The sequence below is a fragment of the Pseudomonas sp. xss_2 genome (genome assembly GCF_043104195.1).
Classification (GTDB): Bacteria; Pseudomonadota; Gammaproteobacteria; order Pseudomonadales; family Pseudomonadaceae; genus Aquipseudomonas; species Aquipseudomonas urmiensis.
Genome location: NZ_JBICKL010000104.1, coordinates 1 through 24,266, shown reverse-complemented (window position 1 = coordinate 24,266; position 24,266 = coordinate 1). Strand labels below are relative to the sequence as shown.

Below are 24,266 nucleotides of genomic sequence, written 5' to 3'. Positions count from 1 at the left end.
CATGAGCGTCAACAACCCGCAAACCCGTGATTGGCAAACCCTGAGCAGTGAGCACCACCTGGCACCTTTCAGCGACTACAAGCAGCTGAAAGAGAAAGGTCCGCGCATCATCACCAAGGCCCAGGGCGTGCATTTGTGGGACAGCGAGGGGCACAAGATCCTCGACGGCATGGCTGGGCTGTGGTGCGTGGCGGTCGGTTATGGCCGAGAAGAACTGGTGCAAGCGGCCGAGAAGCAGATGCGTGAGCTGCCGTACTACAACCTGTTCTTCCAGACCGCCCATCCGCCCGCGCTGGAGCTGGCCAAGGCGATCACCGACGTGGCCCCCAAGGGCATGACCCATGTGTTCTTCACCGGCTCCGGCTCCGAAGGCAACGACACCGTGCTGCGCATGGTCCGCCATTACTGGGCACTCAAGGGCAAGCCGCACAAGCAGACCATCATCGGCCGCATCAACGGCTACCACGGCTCCACCGTTGCTGGCGCAAGCCTCGGCGGCATGAGCGGCATGCATGAGCAGGGCGGCTTGCCGATCCCGGGCATCGTGCATATCCCGCAGCCGTACTGGTTCGGTGAAGGCGGCGAGATGAGCCCGGACGATTTCGGCGTGTGGGCTGCCGAGCAGTTGGAGAAAAAGATTCTCGAAGTCGGCGAAGACAACGTCGCCGCCTTCATTGCCGAGCCGATCCAGGGCGCTGGCGGGGTGATCATTCCGCCACAAACCTACTGGCCGAAGGTGAAAGAGATCCTCGCCAAGTACGACATCCTGTTCGTCGCTGACGAAGTGATCTGCGGCTTCGGCCGTACCGGCGAGTGGTTCGGCTCCGATTACTACGACCTCAAGCCTGACCTGATGACCATCGCCAAGGGCCTGACCTCCGGTTACATCCCCATGGGCGGTGTGATCGTGCGTGACACTGTGGCCAAGGTGCTCAGCGAAGGCGGCGATTTCAACCACGGTTTCACCTATTCCGGCCACCCGGTGGCGGCGGCGGTAGGCCTGGAAAACCTGCGTATTCTGCGTGACGAGAAAATCGTCGAGAAAGCCAAGACAGAAGCGGCACCGTATTTGCAGAAACGTCTGCGTGAGCTGCAGGACCACCCACTGGTGGGCGAAGTGCGCGGCCTGGGCCTGCTCGGCGCGATCGAGCTGGTTAAGGACAAGGCGACTCGCAGCCGTTACGAGGGCAAGGGCGTGGGCATGATCTGCCGAAACTTCTGCTTCGAGAACGGCCTGGTGATGCGCGCGGTAGGCGACACCATGATCATTGCGCCGCCGCTGGTGATCAGCCATGCCGAGATCGACGAGCTGGTGGAAAAGGCACGTAAATGCCTGGACTTGACCCTTCAAGCGGTGAAATGACCACCTGCTACGCTAGCGTTGTGACATTAAGCGGTTACAAGGCCCTGCTTTCCTTGAAACAGCGCCTTGTAACTTGCCAGACTAGCGACTGTTTCAGTCGCCCAACGCGTGTACTGCGGGACCTGGCAGCTGAACGGATGGCTAATTAAAAAAATCTGGAGCATGACGCATGAAGAAAATGGGCAAGACGTTGCTGGCCGCAGCCCTGATGGGTGCCATGGCCACTGCTGTTCAGGCTGAAGACAAGGTGTTGAACGTCTACAACTGGTCGGACTACATCGCGCCGGACACCATCGCCAAGTTCGAGAAACAGTCTGGTATCAAGGTCAAGTACGACGTCTTCGACAGCAACGAGACCCTCGAAGCCAAGCTGCTGGCGGGCAAGTCGGGCTACGACGTGGTCGTGCCGTCCAACAACTTCCTGGCCAAGCAGATCAAGGCTGGCGTCTACGAAGAACTGGACCGTTCCAAGCTGCCGAACTGGAAGAACCTCGACGAAGACCTGCTCAAGGCCGTCGGTGACGCCAGCGACCCGGGCAACAAATACGCCTTCCCCTACATGTGGGGCTCGATCGGCATTGGCTACAACCCAGAGAAGGTCAAGGCCGCGCTGGGCGTGGACAAGATCGACTCGTGGGACGCCGTGTTCAAGCCAGAGAACATCGCCAAGCTCAAGAGCTGCGGCGTGAGCTTCCTGGATGCGCCGACCGAAATGCTTCCGGCTGCGCTGCACTACCTGGGCAAGCCGAGCAACAGCACGACCAAGGAAGACTTGAAGGCTGCTGAAGACCTGTTCCTGAGCATCCGTCCTTCGATCACCTATTTCCACTCGTCCAAGTACATCGGTGACCTGGCCAACGGCAACATCTGCGTAGCGGTCGGCTACTCGGGTGACCTGGAGCAGTCCAAGGCCCGTGCCCACGAGGCCGGTGACAAGGTCAAGCTGGACTACATCATTCCTAAAGAAGGTGCCGGCACCTTCTATGACATGGTCGCCATTCCCAAGGATGCCGAGCATAAGGAAGCCGCCTACAAGTTCATGGACTTCCTGTTGCAGCCTGAAGTCATGGCCGAGATCACCAATGCCGTGCGCTTCCCGAACGGCAACAAGGCCGCGACCCAGTTCGTCGACAAAGACATCACCAGCGACCCAAGCATCTATCCACCAGCCGACGTGAAAAAGCAGCTGTACGCCATTGCCGCTCCAGAAGCTGCAGCCCAGCGCCTGATCACCCGTAGCTGGACCAAGATCAAGTCGGGCAAGTAAGCCTGTGCTCAAGCCCTCTGCGCCGGGGTTCTCCGGCTCAGGGTGGCTGTAAGGCAAATAAGTTTGCGGCATCGAGGCTGCAACGGTAAGTTGCGCGCCGGTTTCGCGTGTACGGCGCGGCTTACTACTACGGCACACCGTCACTGAATGCACTGATTGTGAGGAGCATCCACTTGTCTATTTCTGTATTTCGCAAAGCCTTGATGGCTGGAGCGGGCCTGACGCTGGCATGCAGCGTCCAAGCGGCGCCAACGGTGCATTTCTATAACTGGTCGGACTATATCGGGCCGACCACCCTCGCCGATTTTGAGAAAGAAACCGGGATCAAACCGGTACAAGACGTCTTCGATTCCAACGAGACCCTGGAAGGCAAGCTGCTGGCCGGTCGCACCGGTTATGACGTGGTGGTGCCGTCCAACCATTTCCTCGGCAAGCAGATCAAGGCGGGCGCGTTCCAGAAGCTCGACAAGAATCTGCTGCCCAATTATTCCAACCTGGATCCTGCGCTGATGAAGCGTCTGGAAAAGAACGATCCGGGCAACCAGTACGCCGTGCCTTATCTGTGGGGCACCAATGGCATCGGCTACAACGTCGACAAGGTCAAGGCGGTGCTGGGCGTAGACACTATTGATTCGTGGGCGGTGCTGTTCGAGCCGGAGAATATGAAAAAGCTCTCCACCTGCGGCGTGGCCTTCCTCGACTCGGCGGACGAAATGCTGCCGGCGGTGCTCAACTACATGGGCCTGGACCCGAACAGCACCAATGCCAAGGACTATGAAAAGGCCGAGCAGAAGCTGCTGGCCGTGCGTCCCTACGTGACCTACTTCCATTCATCGAAGTACATCACCGATCTGGCCAATGGCGACATCTGCGTCGCTGCCGGTTTCTCCGGCGATATCTTCCAGGCCAAGGCCCGCGCTGAAGAAGCCAAGAAGGGCGTTAACCTGGCCTACGCGATTCCCAAGGAAGGCGGCAACCTCTGGTTCGATGTCCTGGCGATTCCGAAGGACGCCAAGAACCTCAAAGAGGCGCACGCCTTCATCAACTATTTGCTGAAACCTGAGGTTATCGCCCAGGTCAGTGATTACGTCGGTTACGCCAACCCAAACCCCAAGGCTGGCGACCTGATGGACCAGGCCGTGAGGACTGACGCCGCGGTTTACCCACCGCAGGAAGTGCTGGACAAGATGTTCGTCAACAGTGAGTTGCCGCCCAAGGTGCAACGTTTGATGACCCGCAGCTGGACCAAGGTCAAGTCGGGCAAATAATCATCCAGACCCGCCACGCCAAGGGCGGGCTTAAAAATCTTGTTGGGAGTTTCACTCATGGCAGTTGCCTCCGGTGCCTATAAGAAAGCCCTCGAGGGTGGCCAGCAACCCAAGCAGGTGCTGGTCAAGATCGACCGGGTCACGAAGAAATTCGACGAAACAATTGCCGTGGACGATGTGTCCCTGGAAATCCGCAAAGGTGAGATCTTCGCCCTGCTCGGTGGCTCCGGCTCCGGTAAGTCGACCTTGCTGCGGATGCTTGCCGGCTTCGAGCGTCCGACCGAAGGGCGGATCTTCCTCGATGGCGTCGACATCACCGACATGCCGCCCTACGAGCGGCCGATCAACATGATGTTCCAGTCTTACGCGCTGTTCCCGCACATGACCGTGGCGCAGAACATCGCCTTCGGCCTGCAGCAGGACAAGATGCCCAAGGCCGAGATCGAAGCCCGTGTGGCCGAGATGCTCAAGCTGGTCCACATGACCCAGTACGCCAAGCGCAAGCCACACCAGCTTTCCGGTGGCCAGCGTCAGCGGGTAGCCCTGGCTCGCTCGCTGGCCAAGCGCCCCAAGTTGCTGCTGCTCGACGAGCCGATGGGGGCGCTGGACAAGAAGCTGCGCTCGCAGATGCAGCTGGAGCTGGTCGAGATCATCGAGCGCGTGGGGGTAACCTGCGTGATGGTGACCCACGACCAGGAAGAGGCCATGACCATGGCCCAGCGCATCGCCATCATGCACCTGGGGTGGATCGCTCAGATCGGCTCGCCGATCGACATCTACGAGACCCCGACCAGCCGCCTGGTCTGCGAGTTCATCGGCAACGTCAACCTGTTCGAAGGTGAAGTGGTCGACGACGCCGAAGGCCACGCGGTGATCGCCAGCCCTGAGCTTGAGCGCAAGATCTACGTCGGCCACGGCGTGACCACCTCGGTCGAGGACAAGCACATCCTCTACGCACTGCGTCCGGAGAAGATGCTGGTCACCACCCAACAGCCGACCTGCGAGCACAACTGGTCGCGCGGCAAGGTGCACGACATCGCCTACCTGGGTGGTCACTCGGTGTTCTACGTCGAGCTGCCGAGCGGCAAGGTCGTGCAGTCGTTCGTGGCCAATGCCGAGCGCCAGGGCACCCGCCCAACCTGGGGCGATGAAGTGTACGTGTGGTGGGAAGATGACAGCGGCGTGGTACTGCGCTCATGAAAATCCGCAAGCTCAAGCGAGCCTTCCAGCGCCTGGTCCCGGAGGGGCGGCACCTGGTGATCGGCGTGCCGTTCATCTGGCTGTTCCTGTTCTTCATGCTGCCGTTCTTCATCGTCCTGAAGATCAGCTTCGCCGAAGCCGACGTGGCCATCCCGCCGTACACCGAGATCTACAGCTACGTCGAAGACAAGGTCCAGCTGGTCCTCAACCTGGCCAACTATGGCCTGTTGACCGAGGATGAGCTGTACATCTCGGCCTACCTGGGCTCGTTGAAGATGGCCTTCTTCAGCACCCTGTTGTGCCTGTTGATCGGCTACCCGATGGCCTACGCCATTGCCAACGCGCGCAAAGAAAGCCAGACCGTGCTGTTGCTGCTGATCATGATGCCGACCTGGACCGCGATCCTGATCCGCGTATATGCCTGGATGGGCATTCTCAGCAACAACGGGCTGCTCAACAGCTTCCTGTTGTGGATCGGCTTGATCGACCAGCCGCTGCAGATCCTCAACACCAACCTGGCGGTGTACATCGGCGTGGTCTATTCGTACCTGCCGTTCATGATCCTGCCGCTCTACGCCAACCTGGTCAAACATGACCAGAGCCTGTTGGAAGCCGCCTCTGACCTGGGTTCGAGCACCTTCAACAGCTTCTGGAAGATCACCGTGCCGCTGTCGAAAAACGGCATCATTGCCGGCTGCATGCTGGTGTTCATCCCGGTGGTGGGCGAGTTCGTCATTCCTGAGCTGCTCGGCGGCCCGGAAACCCTGATGATCGGTAAAGTGCTGTGGCAGGAATTCTTCAACAACCGTGACTGGCCGGTAGCGTCCGCGCTGGCGGTAGTGATGCTGGCGATCCTGATCGTGCCCATCCTGCTGTTCAACCGCAGCCAGGCCAAAGAGATGGAGGGCAGGGCATGAAGCGCTTCAGTTTCTCCAAGCTGATGCTGGTGCTCGGCTTGCTGTTCATCTACCTGCCGATGCTGATCCTGGTGATCTACTCGTTCAACGCCTCCAAGCTGGTAACGGTGTGGGGCGGCTGGTCGATCAAGTGGTACGTCGGCCTGCTCGACAACTCGCAGCTGATGGGCTCGGTGATGCGCTCGCTGGAGATCGCCTGCTACACGGCGATCGCCGCTGTGGCGCTGGGCACCCTGGCAGCCTTCGTGCTGACCCGCGTGACCCGCTTCAAGGGCCGCACGCTGTTCGGTGGTTTGGTGACCGCACCGCTGGTCATGCCTGAGGTAATTACCGGTCTGTCGCTGTTGCTGCTGTTCGTGGCCATGGCGCAGATGATCGGCTGGCCGCAGGAGCGCGGCATCGTCACCATCTGGATTGCCCACACTACGTTCTGTGCGGCGTATGTGGCGGTGGTGGTGTCGGCGCGCTTGCGCGAGCTGGACCTGTCGATCGAAGAGGCGGCGATGGACCTGGGTGCCAAGCCGTGGAAGGTGTTCTTCCTGATCACTATCCCGATGATCGCGCCATCGCTGGCGGCGGGCGGCATGATGTCGTTCGCCCTGTCGCTGGACGACCTGGTGTTGGCCAGCTTCGTCTCGGGGCCAGGTTCGACCACCTTGCCGATGGAGGTGTTCTCGGCGGTGCGTCTGGGCGTCAAGCCTGAGATCAACGCCGTGGCCAGCTTGATCCTGCTGTCGGTGTCGCTGGTGACCTTCATGGTCTGGTACTTCAGCCGCCGCGCTGAAGAGCATCGTCGCAAGGCAATCCAGCAGGCTATCGAGGAAGGCGCTGCGGCGAACTTCTCGCAGCCACAGGTCAAACGTCCGTCGCCAGCTGCTGCGTCGGTCTGAGCTACCTTGGGGGCCGCTCTGCGGCCCTTCACGGGCTTTAGCGGGTTAGCTTGATCCGCTCAAGACTGAGCAGCAGCCCAACACTCAGCCCCGCACGATCTGATTCTTGCCTTGGCGCTTGGCCTTGTACATCGCCGCATCGGCCCTGGCGAACAAGGTATCGAGGGTCGCGTCTTCATCGGTCAGCCCGGTCAGCCCTTGGCTTACGGTGACGCCATAGGTTTGCTGCCCGTGGGTGAAACTCAACCGCTGAATCTCGCGCTGTAAACGCTCGGCAATCTGCTCGGCGACCTGCGCCGTGCAGCCCGGAAACACCGCGGCGAACTCCTCACCACCGATGCGGCCAAACTGATCACCACGACGTAACACCGCCTTGCCGCTGTCGGCAATGCGCTGCAGCACCTGGTCGCCTTCCTGGTGGCCGTAGCTGTCGTTGATCTGCTTGAAGTCGTCGATATCCAGCAGCAAGAACGCCAGCGGCGAACCCTCTGCGCGGGCGCTGTCGAACGCTTGCTGGGCGCACTCGAAGAAGTGCCGGCGGTTGCTGCTCTGGGTCAGCACATCGGTGGTCGCCAGGCGCTGCAATTCGCCTTCAAGGTGCTTCTTCTCGGTGATGTCTTCGGCAATGCCGACGATGATCACTCGATCGCCTTCCTGTTGTTGGTTGATGTAGCACTTGTCGCTGAGCCAGCGGGTTTCACCTGCGGCGTTGATGATGCGGTACTCGCGATCTTCCACCGAGCCCTTGGTGAGCACTTGGGCCAGGCTGCCTTCGGCGTATTCGAGATCGTCGGGGAAGATGCTGTCGCGCCACTCGTTGTAGTCAGCCAGCACCAGGCTCACGGGTCGGCCGAAGATGCGTTCGTAGGCCGGGCTGACATAGAGCACCTGGCGGGTTTCCCAATCGAATGCCCACAGTACGGCGTTGACGCTATCGAGCAGTGAGCTGAACAGTTGGTCGCGCTCGCTCAAACGAGCGACTTCGCCTTGGGCGTGAAACAGGGCAAGGAGGGTTTGGGCGGCTTCGGGTGGCGGGTTGCCGGGCAGCGGTGGATTGATTTTATTGGCCATGAGCACGGAGCGATTCTCGGCTGAAAGCGTGCGGCCACGATCCGGCCCGCCACGCGGGCGATATGCCGAATTTGAGTAACAACGGGGGGTGAAGTTCCGGATGGCACGCCCCAGAGCGGGGCGTGCCGATCAACGGCGATCAGGCGGTGGGGCGTAGCGAGTAGGTCTTGAGCTGGCTGGCGAAGTCACGCAGCGACTGGATACCGCTGGCTTCGGCCTCGTGCACCCAGTCTTTCATGGCAGCCAGCATGTCGTGGCCGTTGGCGCTGGTGCGGGCCCAGATCTGCTGCAAGGCCAGGCGCTTTTCGTAGATGGTCTTGAGTGCCTGGCTTTGGGCGAGGATCGACTCGATGCGCACGTGATGGCGATCTTGCAGCAGGCTGGTTTCACGCGACAGCAGGCGCTTGGCGCGGCGATAACGATGGCGCACTGAAGCGTCGACCTTGTTCAGCTCCTGCTTGACCAGCGGGCCAATCACCAACTTGCGGTACTGGGCCATGATCTGGAAGCGGTTGTTGAGGATCGCCATGGCAGTGTCCATGTCCAGGTTGGCTTTGCCTTCGACCCGGTGGGCAATGGGTGCCACGCGTTGCACCTTGGCCAGGCGCAGCATACTCAGCAAGCGGATCCAGGCCCAGCCCATGTCGAATTCCCAGCGCTTGACCGACAGCTTGGCCGAGTTGGGGTAGGTGTGATGGTTGTTGTGCAGCTCTTCGCCGCCGATGATGATGCCCCACGGCACCAGGTTGGTGGCGGCGTCGCGGCATTCGAAGTTGCGATAGCCCACAGCATGGCCCAGGCCATTGACCACGCCTGCGGCCCAGAACGGAATCCACATCATCTGGATGGCCCAGATGGTGATGCCGATGGTGCCGAACAGCAGCAGGTCGATGACGGCCATCAGGGCGATGCCGCCCAGCTTGTAGCGGCTGTAGAGATTGCGCTCGATCCAGTCGTCGGGGCAGTTCTTGCCGTAGATGCGCAAGGTCTCAGGGTTGCGCGCTTCCTCGCGGTAAAGCTCGGCGCCCTTGCGCAGGACTGTGCCCAAGCCCTTGTAGACCGGGCTGTGCGGGTCGTCGGGGGTTTCGCACTTGGCGTGGTGCTTGCGGTGGATAGCCGTCCACTCGCGGGTGTTCTGCGCGGTGGTCAGCCACAGCCAGAAACGGAAGAAGTGCTTCAGCCCGGCGTTGAGCTCCAGGGAGCGGTGCGCCGAATAGCGATGCAGGTAGATGGTGACGCTGACGATGGTCACGTGGGTCATCAGCAGGGTGACCGCGACCAGTTGCCAGGCCGACAAGTCGAGTAAACCGTAGTACCACATAGGTGTAGAAGCCCTCGGAAAAACGGGGGGAGTAGCGCTTGGCATTATCCCTTGGCAGGGAAATAAAACCATAGGCCTGTGTTGATAGCGCTGGCCTTATCGCGGGGCAAGCCCACTCCTGTACGTGCCGTGCACCGGTGATAGAGCGGGTTCAAGCGCCCTTCGTCTAGACCAATTTCTGATCCGGGAATGAGTCACGGCATGTTTCCGCCTTTATAATGCCCCATCGTTTTCTATGGGCTTACACACCCGACATGTCTGTTTCCGTTCGCGACGCCTTGCGTATGGCTGCGCTCTATGTGGTGTTCTCGATCCTCTGGCTGGTGCTGTCCGAGCAGCTTTTGCAGCGATTGACCGAAGATCCACTGGCGCTGAACCTGGGACGCTGCATCAACGTGCTGGTGTGGGTGCTGTTCAGTGCGTTCCTGATCTTCGTCTCGCGCGCCCGGCTGCTCAACTTCATTGGTATCGGTGCGCGCCTGCGCAGCGAGGATCGTGAGCGCCTGCGCATGGCGGCTGCGGTGTTCGACAGCACCTTGGAGGGGGTGCTGGTGACTGATCGCAATGGCCTGATCGTGCACGTCAACCGGGCGTTCATGCGCATTACCGGTTATCAGCAGGACGAGGTCCTCGGCCAACGCCCAAGCAAGTTCAAGTCGGGCCGCCACGACGCGGCGTTCTACCAGCAGATCTACGCGACGCTGGCGGATAAGGGCGAATGGAGCGGCGAGATCTGGAACCGGCGCAAAAGTGGTGAGATCTACCCGCAGTGGCAAACCATCTGCGCCATTCGCGACGACAGCGGCGAGCTGACCCACTACGTCGCCGTATTCAGCGACATCAGTGCGATCAAGCACTCCGAGCAGGAACTGGCCTATCTGGCGCACCATGACCCGCTGACCGGCCTGCCCAACCGCCTGCTGTTCAACGACCGCGCCGAACAGGCGCTGGCCGCCGCTCAAGCGCACAAGCGCGGGTGTGGCCTGTTGTTGCTCGACCTCGACCACTTCCAGAGCATCAACGACGGCCTTGGTCACACCGTTGGCGACCAGCTGCTCAAGCTTGTGGGCGAGCGTTTGCGTGAAGTGCTAGGCCAAGGGGTAACCCTGGCGCGCCTGGGTGGTGACGAGTTTGGCGTGCTGCTGGAGAACTGCCAGCAGGTCGGCGAGGCGGCGACCTTGGCGCAAGAGATCATCGAGCGCATGCGCGAGCCGTTCGTCTTCGAGGGTAACCGGCTGTTCATCAGTGTCAGCGTTGGTATTGGCCTGTTCCCCAGCGATGCCCTGAGCGCCGAGCAATTGCTGCGCAACGCCGATGCCGCGCTGTTCAAGGCCAAGAGCAATGGCCGCGCCTGCTATGCGCTGTATACCGAAGAGCTGACCGCTCACGCCCAGCAGCGAGTGGAGACGGCTGGCGAGCTGCGCCGGGCGTTGGAGCAGGAAGAGCTGCGGGTGTTCTTCCAGCCGGTGCATGACCTGTTCACCAGCAAGATGATCGGCGTCGAGGCCCTGGTGCGCTGGCAGCATCCGGAGCGCGGGCTGGTGCCGCCGGGCGAGTTCATCCCGATTGCCGAGCGTACTGGATTGATTGCCGAGATCGATGCCTGGGTGCTGCGCCAGGCCTGCCGGCAGATGGTCCAGTGGCAGGCCGAGGGGCATGCGCTGGCGTTCGTTGCGGTGAATATTTCCAGCCGGCTTTTCGGCCAGCGTGAGCTGTACCGGCAAGTCGCCGAGGTGCTGCATGAGACCGGCCTGGATCCGGCGTTGCTGGAGCTGGAGGTCACCGAGAGTGCGGTGATGGAAGACCCGGAGGTGGCGCTGGAGCAGTTGCACCGTCTGCGCGAACTGGGTTTGAGCCTGGCGATCGATGATTTCGGCACGGGCTATTCGTCGCTGCTGCGGCTCAAGCGCTTGCCGGTGCAGAAGCTCAAGATCGATCAGGGCTTTGTTGCCGGGCTGCCGCAGGATGAGGATGACATCGCGATTGTTCGGGTGATCATCGCCTTGGCCAAGAGCATGGGTATGCAGGTGCATGCCGAAGGGGTCGAGCAGGCGGAGCAGGCGCGGTTCTTGTTGGAGCAGCAGTGTCAGCTGGGGCAGGGCTATTGGTTTGGACGACCGGTGCCTGCGCAGGATTTGCGGTGGGGCTGAATAGCTCATCGCGGGGCAAGCCCGCTCCCACGCCTTCCCCAGATCGATTGCGGGGCAGCGTGGGAGCGGGCTTGCCCCGCGCTAGCGTCAGCGCTTGTTCAAGCCTTTCGCCAAGCGATCGCCACCCAGCTGGATCACCGCCACCAACGCCACCAACATGGCAATCACGGTCAGCATGATCTGGCTGTCGAAGCGCTGATAACCATACCGATAGGCAATGTCGCCCAAGCCCCCCGCACCAATCGCGCCGGCCATGGCCGATGAGTTGATCATCGTCACCAAGGTAATGGTGAAGCCGCCGACGATTCCCGGCAGCGCCTCAGGTAGCAGCACATGCCAGATGATGTGCCAGCGCCGACAGCCCATGGCCTGGGCCGCCTCAACCAGGCCATGATCGACCTCACGCAAGCTCACCTCGGCGATCCGCGCAAAGAACGGCGTTGCGGCAATGGTCAGCGGCACCACGGCGGCCCACACGCCATAGGTGGTGCCCACCAACAGCCGGGTGAACGGGATCAGCGCGACCATCAGGATCAGAAACGGGATCGAGCGGAACAGGTTGACGAAGGCGCCGAGCACCCGGTTAAGCGCGGGTGCCTCGTAGATCCCGCCCTTGTCGCTGGTGACCAGCAGCACTGCCATCGGCACACCGACCAACAGCGCGATCAGCGACGACACGCCGACCATCAACAAGGTGTCCAGCAAGCCTTGTAGCAGACGATCAACCCACATAGCCCAGCACCTCCACGTCATCGGCCCAACGGCGGGCGCGCTCCAGCAACTGATGCGGTTCGTGGGCCGAGCCGCGTACCGCCAGGATCAAGCGCCCCAAGGCACGTTCACCAATGGTCTCTACACCGCCCTGGAGCAGGCTGACCTGCCCGCCCAGATCCTTGAACAGGCCAGACAACTCCAACTCGCCCAGTGCCACCAACTTGAGCACCACGGCCGCATCCCGGCTGGCGGGGCTGGACCGCAAGCTGGCTTGCAATGCTGCTGGCAGCTTGGCTTGCAGCGGTGCCAGCAGGGTCCGGGTCACTTGGTGATGGGGGCTGCCGAATACCTGCCAGACCTCACCTTGCTCGACCACTTCGCCACGTTCGAGCACCACTACGCGGTGGCAGATATCGCGGATCACCGCCATCTCGTGGGTGATCAACACCACGGTCAGGCCCAGGCGTTGATTGATGTCGCGCAGCAGTTCGAGGATCGATGCGGTGGTCTCCGGGTCGAGCGCCGAGGTAGCTTCATCGCACAGCAGAATCTCCGGGTCATGGACCAGCGCCCGGGCAATGCCGACGCGCTGCTTCTGGCCGCCGGACAACTGCGCCGGGTACACATGGTGCTTTTCGGCAAGGCCGACCAACTCCAGTAGCTCACGCACCTTGCGTTGGCGTTCGGCCTTGGCCACGCCGGCAACCTTGAGCGGCAGCTCGACGTTCTGCCACACGGTCTTGGCCGACATCAGGTTGAAGTGCTGGAAGATCATGCCGATGCGCCGCCGCAGCTCGACCAGGCGGTCTTCGTCGAACGGTGCGATATCGACCTGATCGATCAGCACCCGGCCCTGAGTTGGTTGCTCCAGGCGATTGATGGTGCGCAGCAGCGACGACTTGCCAGCGCCGCTGCGGCCGATGATGCCGAAGATCTCGCCCCGGCGGATGTTCAGGTCGATGCCTTGCAGCGCAGGTTGGGCCTGGCCGAGGTAGGTCTTGCCCAGGCCGATGAAGCGCACATGGGCCTCATTGACCTCTGGGCGCAAGGCTTGTTCGCGAGCGGGCGGCGGTGAGGCTTGGACAGTGGGCGCCCTGAGGGCGCTGGCGCTGCTCATGTCAGCCTTCCCAGCCGGCCTGGTAGAGGCTGCCATGGGCTTTGTTCAGCGCTTCGCGTACGGCCGGGGAGTGCTGATAGATATCGACGAACTTGGCCAGGCGTGGATCGTCCTTCGATTGTGGGCGGATGACGAACTGGATCACGTATTCCTTGTTCTCCAGGCCATCGAACAGCAGCGCCGAGGTGGCGTCGAAGGTGTTGGCCAGGCGGATGTAGGCCGGGTAGCCCTGGACCAGATCGGCATCGTCATAGGCGCGCACCAGTTGCACCGCCTCGACCTGAAGGATTTTCAGCTTCTTCGGGTTGGCGACGATGTCGTCCTCGGTGGCCTTGTATCCAACGCCTGGCTTGAGGCTGATCAGCCCAGCCTTGGCCAGTAGCTGCAAGCCACGGCCGCTGTTGATCGGGTCGTTGGCGATGGCCACGCTGGCGCCTTCAGGTAGTTCGGAGAAGCTCTTGTACTTTTTCGAGTACAGGCCGACGTTGTTGATGATCCCCGGCTTATAGGGCACCAGGTCAAAACCGGCCGCGTCCTTGGCGTTTTCCAGGAACGGGATGTGCTGGAAGTAATTCACGTCGATGTCGCCGCTGTTGAGGCTGACATTGGGTGCGATCCAGTCGCTGAATTCGATCAGCTTCACCTCCAGGCCTTGCTTGTGGGCTTCTTCCACGGCGGCTTCCAGCGGGATGGCGAAGGCGGCGGTAGTGCCGATTTTCAGCGGTTCGGCGGCCAACACATTGGCGGCGATACCCAGGGACAACACAGCGGCCGCGACGGGGCGGAACAATTTATCAAGCATGGTGCAGGGCTCCAGTCGGGGCAGGGGTAGGGTTGCGGTAGCTGGCGCCGGGATGGTCGGCGGGCAGGTGCGGCAGGTCGCTGGCGAACAGTTTTTCGCGCAGGCTGCCGGCTTGGTAGGCGGTCTTGTAACGGCCACGGCGTTGCAGCTCGGGGACGACCAGCTCGATGAAGTCCTCGTAGCTTTCCGGGGTGACCGTGCGGGTCAGGTTGAAGCCGTCCAGACCGGTCTCGTCGATCCAGGCGATCAGCTCGTCGGCAACTTGTTCAGCGGTGCCGATCAGGGTCACGTAGCGCCCCCCGAGGGCGTGCTGATCCAACAGGCGACGGCGGGTCCAGGCGCTGTCTTGCAGTTGGCGCGTGGCCGACTGGATCGCGTTGCCCTTGGTAAAGCCGATCGGCTCGTCCAGCCCATAGGCGGCAAAGTCGATCCCGGTGGAACTGGCAAAGTGCGCGACACCCGCCTCGGGGCTGGCGTAGCGCACGTACTCGGCATGCTTGGCGTGCGCTTGTTGTTCAGTGGCGGCGACGATGACCGTGATCCCCATGAACACCTTGACCGCCTGCGGATCGCGGCCTGCTGCCTGGGCTGCGGCGCGTACCTTGTCGACCTGGGCGCGGGTGGCGGGCTTGTCCTGGCCGCTGATGAATACGCATTCGGCGTGGTTGCCAGCGAAGGCCAGGCCACGTGGCGAACTGCCGGCCTGGAACAGTACCGGCGTGCGCTGCGGCGACGGCTCGCAGAGGTGATAGCCCTCGACCTTGTAGAACTCGCCGTGGTGCTCGACCTTGCGCACTTTGTCGGGCCGGGCATACACGCGCTGCTCGCGGTCTGCGACCACGGCGTCGTCGTCCCAGCTGCCTTCGAGCAGCTTGTACAGCACGTGCAGGTATTCGTCGGCCTGGTCGTAGCGCCGGTCGTGCTCGGGCTGCTGGTCCAGGCCCATGGCGCGCGCGGCGCTGTCCAGGTAGCCGGTGACGATGTTCCAGCCGACCCGGCCGTTGCTCAAATGATCCAGGGTGGAAAGCCGCCGGGCGAACAGATACGGCGCCTCGTAGGTGAGGTTGGCGGTCAGGCCGAAGCCCAGGTGACGGGTCACGGCGGCCATCGCCGAGACCAGCAGCAGTGGGTCGTTGACCGGCAGCTGGATCGACTCTTTGAGCGGCACCTCGACCGATTGCCCGTAGACGTCATAGGTGCCGACGATATCGGCGATGAACAGCCCGTCGAACAGCCCGCGCTCGAGCAGCTTGGCCAGGTCGGTCCAGTACTCCAGCGACTTGTATTGAGTCGAGGTGTCGCGCGGATGCGTCCACAGGCCGTGGTTGATATGGCCAATGCAGTTCATGTTGAAGGCATTGAGCAGGATCTGCTTGCTCATCAGAGGGTTCCTCGACGGGGTGGATTGACCTGGTTGAGGTAGTAGTTGCCGATGGCGTGGTACTTCCAGCGCACTGGGTCGTGCAGGGTGTGCACGCGGGCGTTGCGCCAGTGGCGGTCGAGGTTGTGCTCGGCCAGGGTGGCCTGGCTGCCGGCCAGTTCGAACAGGGTAGTGCTGGCGGTCAGGGAGATTTCGGTGCTGATCGCGCGGGCTTCGGCTACGGCGATGGAGGCGGCGGCGACCAGATCGGTGGCGGATTCATCGCGGGGCAAGCCCGCTCCCACGTTGGCTGCTGAAGCTGAAGCTGAAGCTGAGGCTGAGGCTGAGGCTGAGGCTGCTGCTGCGGCGCGGTCGAGGTATTCGCCGGCGCGTTCGAGCAAGGCCTCGGTGGCGTGCAGGCGGATCGACAGGTGGCCGAAGCTTTTCAGGGTCAGTGGATCGTCGCTGGCTTTGTCCTGGCCCGAGTCGACCCATGGCCGGCTGCGCGTACGGACGAAGTGCAGAGCGTCTTCGAAGGCGGCGCGGGCGATGCCGGTGTCGATTGCCGCATGGAGGATCTGCGCCAGCGGGCCGACGGTGGTCGGGCGCTCGAAGGCGCTCTGGAATGGCACCACGTCATTGGCGGCGACGAACACATTGTCGAACACCACCGAACCGCTGCCGGTGGTGCGCTGGCCGAAGCCGCTCCAGTCGTCGATCACCTGCACGCCCGGCGCGTCGGCGGGGACGAACGCCAGTTGCTGGACGCCGTCGTCATCGATCACCGAGGTGGGGATACGTTGCGCGTAGAGGGCGCCGGTTGAATAGAACTTGCGGCCGTTGATGCGATAACCCTCGCCGTCACGGCTCAGTCGGGTGGTGCGGTCGTGGGCGGTCTTGGTGCCCAGTTCGGCCAGGGCGTTGCCGAAGCGTCGACCGGCCAGCACTTCGCCGTACAGGCGTTGCTGTTGTTCGGGGCTGCCGTTCACTCGCAGCACTTCCAGGGCGTAGAAGTGGTTTTGTGGGATCTGCCCGAGCGAGGCGTCGGCTTGGGCGATACGGGCGATGACCTTGGCCAGGGTGACGTTGGATACGCCGGCGCCGCCGAAGGCCTTGGGCACGCTGATGGCCCACAGGCCGGAGCGGGTGAACAGCTCCAGTTCGGCGTGTGGCAGGCGGCGCTCGCGGTCGCGCAGGGCGCTGTCTTTGCGCAATTGCTGGGCGATGTGTTCGGCGACGACCAGGGCTTGGGCGTCGCTGCTGATGACTGCTGCGTTCATAGTGTTCTCCGGGGCCTTGGGGCCGCTTGCGCAGCCCTTCGCGGGCAAGCCCGCTCCCACAGATACAGCGCCGTCTTCAAGGGCGGCGCGGTCCCTGTGGGAGCGGGTTTACCCGCGAAGGGCCGCACAGCGGCCCCAGGCGCTCACTCAGATCCAGGAATGTCGGGCAGGACGGGTGCCGTTCAGGTGGTAGGCGCCAATCGCGTGATATTTCCAGCGCACCGGATCGTGCAGGGTGTGCACGCGGGCATTGCGCCAGTGCCGATCGAGATTGAACTCGGCCAAGCTGGCGCGGCTGCCGGCAAGTTCGAACAGCTTCTCGCTGGCCAGCAAGGCGATCTCGGTGGTGAGCACCTTGGCTTGCGCCACGGCAATCGAGGCGCGCGCGGCGGCATCTGCATCGATCTCCCCGGCATTGACCTCATCGAGCACCCGCGCAGCCTTGCGCAGCAGCGCTTCGGCGGCGTGCAGTTCGAGCTTGAGGCGGCCGATGTCGGCGATCACGTAAGGGTCGTCGCTGGCGCGCTCTACATTGGCGTCGATGAACGGCCGCGATTTGTCACGCACGAAGCTGATCGCATCATCGATGGCCGCTTCGGCGATACCGGCGTCGATCGCGGCCTGGATCAACTGCGAAGCTGCGCCCTGGATGTTCGGCAGGTCGCGCTGGCGCCAGTTGTCGATCACCAGTTCCGCGTCCACCGGCACCTGGTCGAGCAGCACCGTGCCGCTGGCCGTGGTGCGTTGGCCAAAGCCGGACCAGTCGTCGACGATACGCAAGCCAGGGCTGCCACGGCGAACGAACGCCAGGCGCTGGCGGCCCTCGTCATCCAGGGCCTTGACTGCCACCCAGTGGGCGAACAGCGCCCCCGTGGAGTAGAACTTCTCACCAGTGATGCGATAGCCCTCGCCATCGCGGCTGATTCGCGCCTTGAGGGTCAGGGTGTCTTTGCTGCCGCGCTCAGGCCCGGCATTGCCGATGCGCCAGCCGTCGAGCACGGAGCGGAAGATCAGCGCTTGTTGAGCCTCGGTGGCGGTCAGGCGCAGCAGTTGGAGCATGCCGAACTGGTTTTGCGGGATCTGCCCCAACGCAGGGTCGGCGGCGCTGATGATGCGAAACACTTCGGCGACGGTTTCAAAAGAAACATCCGGGCCACCGAAGGCCTTGGGAATGCTGATGCTGCCCAGGCCGCTGCGGGTGAACAGCTCGATTTCGGCCCAAGGCAGTTTGCGCTGCTGGTCGCGGCGGGCGGCCTGCTGGCGGGCAACTTGGGCAAGTTCGTGAGCGGCCTGCAGGGCTTCGGCGTCATTACGCAGGATCTTGGCAGGCAACAGCAGCGGCGAGCTGTCGAGGTCGCTGGCGAATAGGGTTTGTGGCTGGCTGGACATCAGTACCGCTCCTTGGCTGCACTCAATGCCCTGGCGTTATGCACTGGGGTGATTGTGATCCTGACCATTCCTTACCTCACAAAGTGGCTGTGTCGCGGGTGGTGGTGGCGACAGACGTTTGTTGGTCCGGTGGTCCGGTGCATATACCCTATTCGTTTATAAAAACTTTATGAACTAACCTTTTGGAATATAAATAGAAGTAGTTATCTGGTCGTGAAACGAACGTGGGAGCGGGCTTGCCCCGCGATAGCGCCAGTGAATTCACCGATGCTATCGCGGGGCAAGCCCGCTCCCACGTTCGTTTTTTTCACGCTCAGATCAGTAACAGGCGGTTAGTCCTGCGAGGCGGCTGTCCCCAAGAACTTACGCAAGAACTGCCGCGTGCGTTCTTCCTTCGGATTGGCAAACAACGCCTTGGCTTCCCCTTGTTCGACGATTACCCCCTTGTCGAAGAAGATCACCCGATTCGCCACATCCCGCGCAAAGCTCATCTCGTGGGTGACGATGATCATCGTGCGCTTCTCTTCGGCCAGGCCGCGGATGGTTTCCAGCACCTCGCCGACCAACTCCGGGTCGAGCGCTGATGTCGGCTCGTCGAACAGGATCACGTCCGGCTCCATGGCCAAGGCCCGGGCAATCGCCACCCGTTGCTGCTGGCCACCCGACAAGCGCCGTGGGTAAGCGTCTTCCTTGCCCGCCAGGCCGACCTTGGCCAGCAAGCGCCGCCCTAGCTCGACAGCCTTGTCACGCGGCGTCTTCTTGACCACCAATGGCCCTTCGATGACGTTCTCCAAGGCGGTGCGATGCGGGAACAGGTTGAAGCTCTGGAACACAAACCCGGCCTGTTGGCGCAGACGGCGGATCGCACTCTGCTGGCCGCCCAGCGGGCGATTGGCATCGATGCTGATGTCGCCGATCTGGATGCGTCCGGCATCGGGTGTTTCCAGCAGGTTGAGGCAGCGCAGGAAGGTGGTCTTGCCCGAACCACTAGGGCCGATGATGGCAATGACTTCGCCGGGCTGTACGGTCAGGTCAATCCCGTTGAGTACGGTCTGGCCTTTGAACCGCTTGGTCAGGCCTTCTACTACGATCATCTTCAGTGCTCCTGGTCATGCTGGTTGACCCGCGCTTCCATGCGGTTCTGGAAGTGCGCAAGGATCGTGCAGAGTATCCAGTAGACCACTGCCACGGCCAGGTACATGGTGAACACTTCGAACGTGCGGGCGGTGATCAACTGCGCTTGGCGGAACAGCTCGGGGACCTGGATGGTCGCCGCCAGGGCGGTGTCCTTGACCAGCGAAATGAAGCTGTTGCCCAGCGGCGGCAGGGCGGTGCGCATGGCTTGCGGCAGGATCGCCCGGCGCATCGCCTGGGTGCGGGTCATGCCGATGCTGGCGCAGGCTTCCCACTGGCCACGGTCGATCGAGGAGATCGCCGCACGGAGGATTTCGCAGATATACGCCGCCATGTTCAGCGACAGGCCAATCAGCGAAGCCGGGATCGGATCGAGCTCGATGCCGATCTGTGGCAAGCCGAAGTAGATCACGAACAGCTGCACCAACAGCGGTGTGCCACGGAAGAACGATACGTAGATGCGCGCCAGCCAGTTCAGCGGCAAGATCTTCGACAAACGCATCAGGGCCAGGGCAAAGCCCAGGACCATGCCGAAGAACATGCCACCAACGCTGAGCAGCACGGTGTAGCCTGCGCCCTTGAGCAGGAAGGGCGCTGAATCGGCTACCAGTTGCAGGCTTTCTTCAATCATTTAGTCACGTCAGCGCCAAAGTACTTCTCGGACAGCTTGGCCAGGGTGCCGTCGGCCTTGAGTTTGTCCAGCGCCTTGTTGATCGCGTCGAGCAGTTCCGGCTCGCCTTTGCGCAGGGCCACGCCCGATTCCAGGCGCGAGAAGGGTTTGCCAGCCAGCTCGGTGTCCTTGGCTTTCTGGGCGTATTCCAAGGCGGCGAGGCGGTCGATCAGGATCGCATCGATACGACCATTGCGCAGGTCGGCGAACTTGGTTGGATCGTCTTCGTAGGTGCGCACCTCGGCTTTGGGCACGTCTTGCTTGACCCATTGCTCGTAGTTGGTGCCCAGGCCTACGCCGACCTTCTTGCCAGCCAGGTCTTGGGCGCTCTCGATTTTCAGGTCCGCGGCCTTCTTCTTCAGGATCAGCGCCTGGATGCCGGACACGGTGTAGGGCTCGGAGAAGTCGTACTTCTTCTTGCGCTCTTCGGAGATGGTCACCTGGTTGATCACCACGTCCAAACGTTTGGACTCGAGGGCGGCGAGGATGCCATCCCACTTGGTCGGCTGGATCTTGGCCTTGACCCCCAGCTCCTTGGCCAGCAGCTCGGACAGCTCGACTTCAAAGCCGGCCAGCTTGCCGTTTTCGTCCTGGAAGCTGAAGGGCGGGTAGGTGCCTTCGAGGCCGACGCGGAGCACGCCTTTGTCCTTGATGGTCTTGAGCTGCTCACCGGCGAACGCCTGGCTGAGCAGACCGGTGCCCAGCAGGATGGCCAGGCTGGCGTTGAGTAGCGGTTTGGCGAATTTCGACATGTCAGAGCCCCGCGCTTGTTGTGGAAGTGGTGGGTGGCGACTATAGGGGTGGGCTGTATAGGCCTGGAAATAATAAAAACTTATTTTGTTATTCCCATTGATAATTTTTGTCAGTGATCAGGCAGCTCTGAGGGTAGTCCGTCAATGCTGCTTATGCCCGACTTAGCGCAGGATGGAATAAAGCGTTGTTTTTTCCAAGAGGGTTATTTGCCGTAGAGTGAACACAGGCGCCGCCAGCGTATCGTGGGAGCGGGCTTGCCCCGCGATGGCGATTTCGAATTCCCCAACACGATCAAAGGCCAAACCCGCTCCGCCTGTCCACATACCTTGTACTTTTTTCAGAAAAATCTCGCCAGCCAGGAGACCACCGTGAGCGAACAACCATCCCCAGGGCATTGGCAACTGCACAGCATCGTCAGCGGCTTGCGCGGCGCGCGTGAGCAGTGGCGCACCCGCAACGGCCGCAGCAGCGGCGAGCAGGGCGGCCGTGAGTTGCCGTCGCGTGAAGCTGTTAGGCAGATCCTCGAGCAGCTGTGTGGCGCACTTTTCCCCATGCGCTTGGGTCCGGTGGACTTGCGCGAAGAGAGCGAGGACTTCTACGTCGGCCACACCCTCGACGCAGCGCTGACCTCGCTATTGACCCAGGCCCGGCTGGAATTGCGGTACGCCACGCGCCAGGGCAAGACCGATCTGAGCGACGTCGATGCCCATGCCCTGCGCTTGATCCAGGACTTCGCCGCCGCGCTGCCCGCCTTGCGGGTGCTGCTCGATACCGATGTGCTGGCTGCCTACCACGGCGACCCGGCAGCGCGCAGCGTCGACGAAGTACTGCTGTGCTACCCCGGTATCCTGGCGATCATCCACCATCGCTTGGCTCATCATTTGTACCAGGCTGGCCTGCCGCTGCTGGCGCGGATCAGTTCGGAGCTGGCGCATTCGGCCACGGGTATCGATATTCACCCTGGCGCGCAGATTGGCCCGAGCTTCTTCATCGACCACGGCACGGGTGTGGTGATCGGTGAGACGGCGATCATCGGCGAGCGGGTGCGCATTTATCAGGCGGTGACCTTGGGCGCCAAGCGCTTCCCGGCGGATGAGTCGGGAACGCTGCACAAGGGCCATCCACGCCACCCGATTGTCGAGGACGATGTGGTGATCTATGCCGGGGCGACTATTCTCGGGCGTATCACCATCGGCAAGGGCTCGACCATTGGCGGCAACGTCTGGCTGACCCGCAGCGTGCCGGCTCAGAGCAATATCACCCAGGCGAATCTGCAGCTTGATTGTGAGGGCAAGCAGTAATCGATAGTGCCGAGATAGAGCGTGGGAGAGGGCTTGATCTGCGACAGCGAGGGTGAATGCATCGCCGCTATCGCGGGGCAAGCCCGCTCCTGCGGGCGGGTCTTGCGGGTCGCAATGAATACCGATCCATGTTTAACTTGAACGCTTGTTCAAAGTAAAACGCTGGTCGCTGCCGGTGTTCAACAGGAGGAATAGCCTTTGCTGAACCCGTTCAATTTCTACCTCACGCCCCGCGTGGAGGTGCCTGCGCAATGAGTGCACCTTCCACCTCCTCCAGCAATATCCGCATGAACCCTCCGGTGTTCTATTTCGCGGCAAGTTTCATCCTGATCTTCGGCCTGGTGGTCATTGCCAACCCTCAAGCGGCAGGCGATTGGCTGCTCGCGGCACAGAACTGGGCGGCCAATACGGTCGGCTGGTACTACATGCTGGCGATGACCCTGTACCTGGTCTTCGTGGTGGTCACCGCCTTGTCTGGCTACGGCAAGATCAAGCTCGGTGCCGACCACGACGAACCCGAGTTCAGTTACCTGTCGTGGGCCGGCATGCTGTTCGCCGCAGGCATCAGCATCACCTTGTTCTTCTTCTGCGTCTCCGAACCCCTGACCCACATGCTCCAACCGCCGCAAGGCGAAGGCGGTACGGCCGAGGCTGGGCGTCAGGCAATGCAGGTGCTGTTCCTGCATTGGGGCCTGCATGGCTGGGGCGTGTTCGCCTTCGTCGGCATGGCGCTGGCGTACTTTGCCTATCGCCATAACCTGCCGCTGGCGCTGCGCTCGGCGCTGTATCCGTTGATTGGCAAACGCATCAACGGCCCGATCGGTTACGCAGTGGACGGCTTTGGCATCATCGCCACGGTGTTCGGCCTGGGCGCCGACATGGGCTTTGGCGTGCTGCACCTCAATGCTGGCCTGGACTACCTGTTCGGCATCGATCACAGCCAGTGGGTGCAGGTCATCCTCATCACCTTGATGATGGGCGCGGCGGTGGCCGTGGCGGTCGCCGGGGTGGAGAAGGGCGTGCGGGTGATGTCCGACATCAACCTGTTTTTGGCCTGTGCGCTGCTGTTGTTCGTACTGTTCGCAGGGCCTACCCAGCACCTGTTCAACACCTTGATCCAGAACCTGGGCGACTACCTAGGCGCCTTGCCGCGCAAGAGCTTCGACGTTTATGCCTACGGCGAGAACCGCGACTGGCTGGGTGGCTGGACAGTGTTCTACTGGGCCTGGTGGATTGCCTGGGCGCCGTTCGTGGGCTTGTTCATCGCGCGGATCTCGCGTGGCCGGACCATCCGCGAGTTCGTCTTCGGCGTGCTGCTGATTCCGCTGGGCTTCACCCTGGCGTGGATGTCGATCTTCGGCAACAGCGCCCTGGACCAGGTGATCAACCACGGCATGACCGCGCTCGGCCAGTCGGCGTTGGATAACCCGTCGATGAGCCTGTACTTGCTGCTGGAAACCTACCCTTGGAGCAAGACGGTGATCGCCGTGACGGTGTTCATCAGCTTCGTGTTCTTCGTCACCTCGGCAGATTCCGGCACGGTGGTGCTTTCCACCCTGTCGGCCAAGGACGGCAACGCCGACGAAGATGGCCCGAACTGGCTGCGGATCTTCTGGGGCGCGATGACTGCGCTGATCACCAGCAGCTTGTTGTTCGCCGGCAGTATCGATTCGCTCAAATCTGCAGTGGTACTGACCTCGCTGCCGTTCTCGCTGATCTTGCTGTGCATGATGTGGGGGCTGCACAAGGCGTTCTATCTGGAGTCGCAACGGCAGATCGCGCAGATGCACTCGCTGGCGCCGTTCGCCCAGTCGCGCCGCGGCCGGGGTGGCTGGCGGCAACGCTTGAGCCAGGCGGTGCATTTCCCTTCACGCGATGAGGTGTACCGGTTCATGGACGATGTCGTGCGTCCGGCGATTGCCGAGGTGCGCGAGGTGTTCGAGCAGAAGGGCCTGGTACTGATTACCCAGGATGACCCGAGCCATGACAACGTCAGCTTGAAGATTGGCCATGGTGAGGAACAGCCATTTATCTACCAGGTGCAGATGCGTGGGTATTTCACCCCGTCCTTCGCGCTGGGTGGGTTGGGTGCCCAGGACTTGAAGAACCGTCGTTACTACCGGGCCGAGGTGCATCTGGCCGAAGGTAGCCAGAACTATGACCTGGTGGGCTACAGCAAGGAGCAGATCATCAACGACATCCTCGACCAGTACGAGCGGCATATGCAGTTCTTGCACTTGGTCAGGTAGCTGCGAGCGGAGGATCCAGCAGGGTGGGAGGAGCTAGGAGCTAGAAGCTA

20 protein-coding genes are annotated in these 24,266 nt (G+C 62.0%); 9 read left to right on the top strand and 11 right to left on the bottom strand.

All coding sequences use genetic code 11. The features are described 5' to 3' along the window. Nucleotide 1: 1 nt before the first annotated feature. The 6 genes from ACF8K2_RS24530 (at nucleotide 2) to ACF8K2_RS24505 (ending at nucleotide 6,905) form a co-directional block, all read left to right on the top strand. Complete coding sequence (locus tag ACF8K2_RS24530; protein WP_186555858.1) at nucleotides 2–1,363, top strand: aspartate aminotransferase family protein; 1,362 nt, start codon at nucleotides 2–4, stop codon at nucleotides 1,361–1,363. A 169-nt stretch (nucleotides 1,364–1,532) separates the two neighbouring features. Further along, nucleotides 1,533–2,630: a polyamine ABC transporter substrate-binding protein gene (locus tag ACF8K2_RS24525; RefSeq protein ID WP_392468277.1), complete on the top strand. Its 1,098-nt coding sequence runs from the start codon at nucleotides 1,533–1,535 to the stop codon at nucleotides 2,628–2,630. A gap of 173 nt (nucleotides 2,631–2,803) precedes the next feature. After that, nucleotides 2,804–3,898 (top strand): polyamine ABC transporter substrate-binding protein, encoded by a 1,095-nt coding sequence (locus ACF8K2_RS24520; protein WP_186555860.1) that lies wholly within the window; start codon nucleotides 2,804–2,806, stop codon nucleotides 3,896–3,898. Nucleotides 3,899–3,955: 57 nt separating this feature from the next. Next, nucleotides 3,956–5,098: a polyamine ABC transporter ATP-binding protein gene (gene potA / locus ACF8K2_RS24515; RefSeq protein WP_186555861.1), complete on the top strand. Its 1,143-nt coding sequence runs from the start codon at nucleotides 3,956–3,958 to the stop codon at nucleotides 5,096–5,098. Beyond that, the gene (locus ACF8K2_RS24510) at nucleotides 5,095–6,015 is read left to right on the top strand and encodes an ABC transporter permease subunit (protein WP_186555862.1); all 921 of its coding nucleotides are present in this window, start codon (nucleotides 5,095–5,097) and stop codon (nucleotides 6,013–6,015) included. Before potA ends, ACF8K2_RS24510 begins: the two co-directional genes overlap by 4 nt. After that, complete coding sequence (locus ACF8K2_RS24505) at nucleotides 6,012–6,905, top strand: ABC transporter permease subunit (RefSeq protein WP_392468272.1); 894 nt, start codon at nucleotides 6,012–6,014, stop codon at nucleotides 6,903–6,905. The genes ACF8K2_RS24510 and ACF8K2_RS24505 overlap by 4 nt, the downstream gene beginning before the upstream one ends. Before the next feature lie 84 nt (nucleotides 6,906–6,989). Here the strand turns inward: ACF8K2_RS24505 and ACF8K2_RS24500 are convergent, their stop codons facing one another. Together ACF8K2_RS24500 and desA are read right to left on the bottom strand one after the other, a co-directional pair. Then, nucleotides 6,990–7,976: a GGDEF domain-containing protein gene (locus ACF8K2_RS24500; RefSeq protein ID WP_392468270.1), complete on the bottom strand. Its 987-nt coding sequence runs from the start codon at nucleotides 7,974–7,976 to the stop codon at nucleotides 6,990–6,992. Nucleotides 7,977–8,115: 139 nt separating this feature from the next. Beyond that, nucleotides 8,116–9,297 (bottom strand): delta-9 fatty acid desaturase DesA, encoded by a 1,182-nt coding sequence (desA, locus tag ACF8K2_RS24495; RefSeq protein ID WP_186552901.1) that lies wholly within the window; start codon nucleotides 9,295–9,297, stop codon nucleotides 8,116–8,118. Between the two features lie 254 nt (nucleotides 9,298–9,551). On the opposite strand from desA, the gene dibA reads away from it, so the two are divergent. Then, on the top strand, nucleotides 9,552–11,447 hold the full coding sequence (dibA, locus tag ACF8K2_RS24490; RefSeq protein WP_186552900.1) for a phosphodiesterase DibA: 1,896 nt from the start codon (nucleotides 9,552–9,554) through the stop codon (nucleotides 11,445–11,447). An 87-nt stretch (nucleotides 11,448–11,534) separates the two neighbouring features. Here dibA and ACF8K2_RS24485 read toward each other — a convergent pair whose 3' ends face one another. The 9 genes from ACF8K2_RS24485 to tcyJ form a co-directional block, all read right to left on the bottom strand. Then, nucleotides 11,535–12,179 carry a methionine ABC transporter permease gene (locus ACF8K2_RS24485; RefSeq protein ID WP_312151658.1) on the bottom strand — a complete coding sequence of 215 codons (645 nt, stop codon included), beginning with the start codon at nucleotides 12,177–12,179 and terminating at the stop codon, nucleotides 11,535–11,537. Beyond that, nucleotides 12,169–13,278: a methionine ABC transporter ATP-binding protein gene (locus tag ACF8K2_RS24480; protein ID WP_392468263.1), complete on the bottom strand. Its 1,110-nt coding sequence runs from the start codon at nucleotides 13,276–13,278 to the stop codon at nucleotides 12,169–12,171. Before ACF8K2_RS24480 ends, ACF8K2_RS24485 begins: the two co-directional genes overlap by 11 nt. A gap of 1 nt (nucleotide 13,279) precedes the next feature. Continuing rightward, nucleotides 13,280–14,080 carry a MetQ/NlpA family ABC transporter substrate-binding protein gene (locus ACF8K2_RS24475; RefSeq protein WP_392468256.1) on the bottom strand — a complete coding sequence of 267 codons (801 nt, stop codon included), beginning with the start codon at nucleotides 14,078–14,080 and terminating at the stop codon, nucleotides 13,280–13,282. Next, nucleotides 14,073–15,461, bottom strand: a complete 1,389-nt coding sequence (locus ACF8K2_RS24470; protein ID WP_186552896.1) for an LLM class flavin-dependent oxidoreductase — start codon at nucleotides 15,459–15,461, stop codon at nucleotides 14,073–14,075. Before ACF8K2_RS24470 ends, ACF8K2_RS24475 begins: the two co-directional genes overlap by 8 nt. Then, the gene (locus ACF8K2_RS24465) at nucleotides 15,461–16,720 is read right to left on the bottom strand and encodes an SfnB family sulfur acquisition oxidoreductase (RefSeq protein ID WP_392468251.1); all 1,260 of its coding nucleotides are present in this window, start codon (nucleotides 16,718–16,720) and stop codon (nucleotides 15,461–15,463) included. Before ACF8K2_RS24465 ends, ACF8K2_RS24470 begins: the two co-directional genes overlap by 1 nt. 147 nt (nucleotides 16,721–16,867) lie before the next feature. Next, entirely contained in the window at nucleotides 16,868–18,109 is a 1,242-nt protein-coding gene (locus ACF8K2_RS24460; protein ID WP_392468250.1) for an SfnB family sulfur acquisition oxidoreductase, read from the bottom strand. Nucleotides 18,110–18,441: 332 nt separating this feature from the next. Further along, on the bottom strand, nucleotides 18,442–19,203 hold the full coding sequence (gene tcyN / locus ACF8K2_RS24455) for an L-cystine ABC transporter ATP-binding protein TcyN (protein ID WP_392468247.1): 762 nt from the start codon (nucleotides 19,201–19,203) through the stop codon (nucleotides 18,442–18,444). A gap of 2 nt (nucleotides 19,204–19,205) precedes the next feature. Then, nucleotides 19,206–19,874 (bottom strand): cystine ABC transporter permease, encoded by a 669-nt coding sequence (tcyL, locus tag ACF8K2_RS24450; protein ID WP_392468245.1) that lies wholly within the window; start codon nucleotides 19,872–19,874, stop codon nucleotides 19,206–19,208. Beyond that, complete coding sequence (gene tcyJ / locus ACF8K2_RS24445) at nucleotides 19,871–20,665, bottom strand: cystine ABC transporter substrate-binding protein (protein WP_392468243.1); 795 nt, start codon at nucleotides 20,663–20,665, stop codon at nucleotides 19,871–19,873. The genes tcyL and tcyJ overlap by 4 nt, the downstream gene beginning before the upstream one ends. Before the next feature lie 369 nt (nucleotides 20,666–21,034). Between tcyJ and epsC the strand changes: the two genes are divergently transcribed. Together epsC and betT are read left to right on the top strand one after the other, a co-directional pair. Continuing rightward, on the top strand, nucleotides 21,035–21,967 hold the full coding sequence (epsC, locus tag ACF8K2_RS24440; protein WP_264237259.1) for a serine O-acetyltransferase EpsC: 933 nt from the start codon (nucleotides 21,035–21,037) through the stop codon (nucleotides 21,965–21,967). A gap of 251 nt (nucleotides 21,968–22,218) precedes the next feature. Continuing rightward, nucleotides 22,219–24,216 carry a choline transporter BetT gene (gene betT / locus ACF8K2_RS24435; protein ID WP_186552889.1) on the top strand — a complete coding sequence of 666 codons (1,998 nt, stop codon included), beginning with the start codon at nucleotides 22,219–22,221 and terminating at the stop codon, nucleotides 24,214–24,216. Nucleotides 24,217–24,266: the final 50 nt, after the last annotated feature.

Bases quoted from the DNA above. Each gene is read 5' to 3' on its own strand.
- ACF8K2_RS24530 (WP_186555858.1), top strand. From the start codon at position 2: ATGAGCGTCAACAACCCGCAAACCCGTGATTGGCAAACCCTGAGCAGT.
- ACF8K2_RS24525 (WP_392468277.1), top strand. From the start codon at position 1,533: ATGAAGAAAATGGGCAAGACGTTGCTGGCCGCAGCCCTGATGGGTGCC.
- potA (WP_186555861.1), top strand. From the start codon at position 3,956: ATGGCAGTTGCCTCCGGTGCCTATAAGAAAGCCCTCGAGGGTGGCCAG.
- ACF8K2_RS24510 (WP_186555862.1), top strand. From the start codon at position 5,095: ATGAAAATCCGCAAGCTCAAGCGAGCCTTCCAGCGCCTGGTCCCGGAG.
- ACF8K2_RS24505 (WP_392468272.1), top strand. From the start codon at position 6,012: ATGAAGCGCTTCAGTTTCTCCAAGCTGATGCTGGTGCTCGGCTTGCTG.
- ACF8K2_RS24500 (WP_392468270.1), bottom strand. From the start codon at position 7,976: ATGGCCAATAAAATCAATCCACCGCTGCCCGGCAACCCGCCACCCGAA.
- desA (WP_186552901.1), bottom strand. From the start codon at position 9,297: ATGTGGTACTACGGTTTACTCGACTTGTCGGCCTGGCAACTGGTCGCG.
- dibA (WP_186552900.1), top strand. From the start codon at position 9,552: ATGTCTGTTTCCGTTCGCGACGCCTTGCGTATGGCTGCGCTCTATGTG.
- ACF8K2_RS24485 (WP_312151658.1), bottom strand. From the start codon at position 12,179: ATGTGGGTTGATCGTCTGCTACAAGGCTTGCTGGACACCTTGTTGATG.
- ACF8K2_RS24480 (WP_392468263.1), bottom strand. From the start codon at position 13,278: ATGAGCAGCGCCAGCGCCCTCAGGGCGCCCACTGTCCAAGCCTCACCG.
- ACF8K2_RS24475 (WP_392468256.1), bottom strand. From the start codon at position 14,080: ATGCTTGATAAATTGTTCCGCCCCGTCGCGGCCGCTGTGTTGTCCCTG.
- ACF8K2_RS24470 (WP_186552896.1), bottom strand. From the start codon at position 15,461: ATGAGCAAGCAGATCCTGCTCAATGCCTTCAACATGAACTGCATTGGC.
- ACF8K2_RS24465 (WP_392468251.1), bottom strand. From the start codon at position 16,720: ATGAACGCAGCAGTCATCAGCAGCGACGCCCAAGCCCTGGTCGTCGCC.
- ACF8K2_RS24460 (WP_392468250.1), bottom strand. From the start codon at position 18,109: ATGTCCAGCCAGCCACAAACCCTATTCGCCAGCGACCTCGACAGCTCG.
- tcyN (WP_392468247.1), bottom strand. From the start codon at position 19,203: ATGATCGTAGTAGAAGGCCTGACCAAGCGGTTCAAAGGCCAGACCGTA.
- tcyL (WP_392468245.1), bottom strand. From the start codon at position 19,874: ATGATTGAAGAAAGCCTGCAACTGGTAGCCGATTCAGCGCCCTTCCTG.
- tcyJ (WP_392468243.1), bottom strand. From the start codon at position 20,665: ATGTCGAAATTCGCCAAACCGCTACTCAACGCCAGCCTGGCCATCCTG.
- betT (WP_186552889.1), top strand. From the start codon at position 22,219: ATGAGTGCACCTTCCACCTCCTCCAGCAATATCCGCATGAACCCTCCG.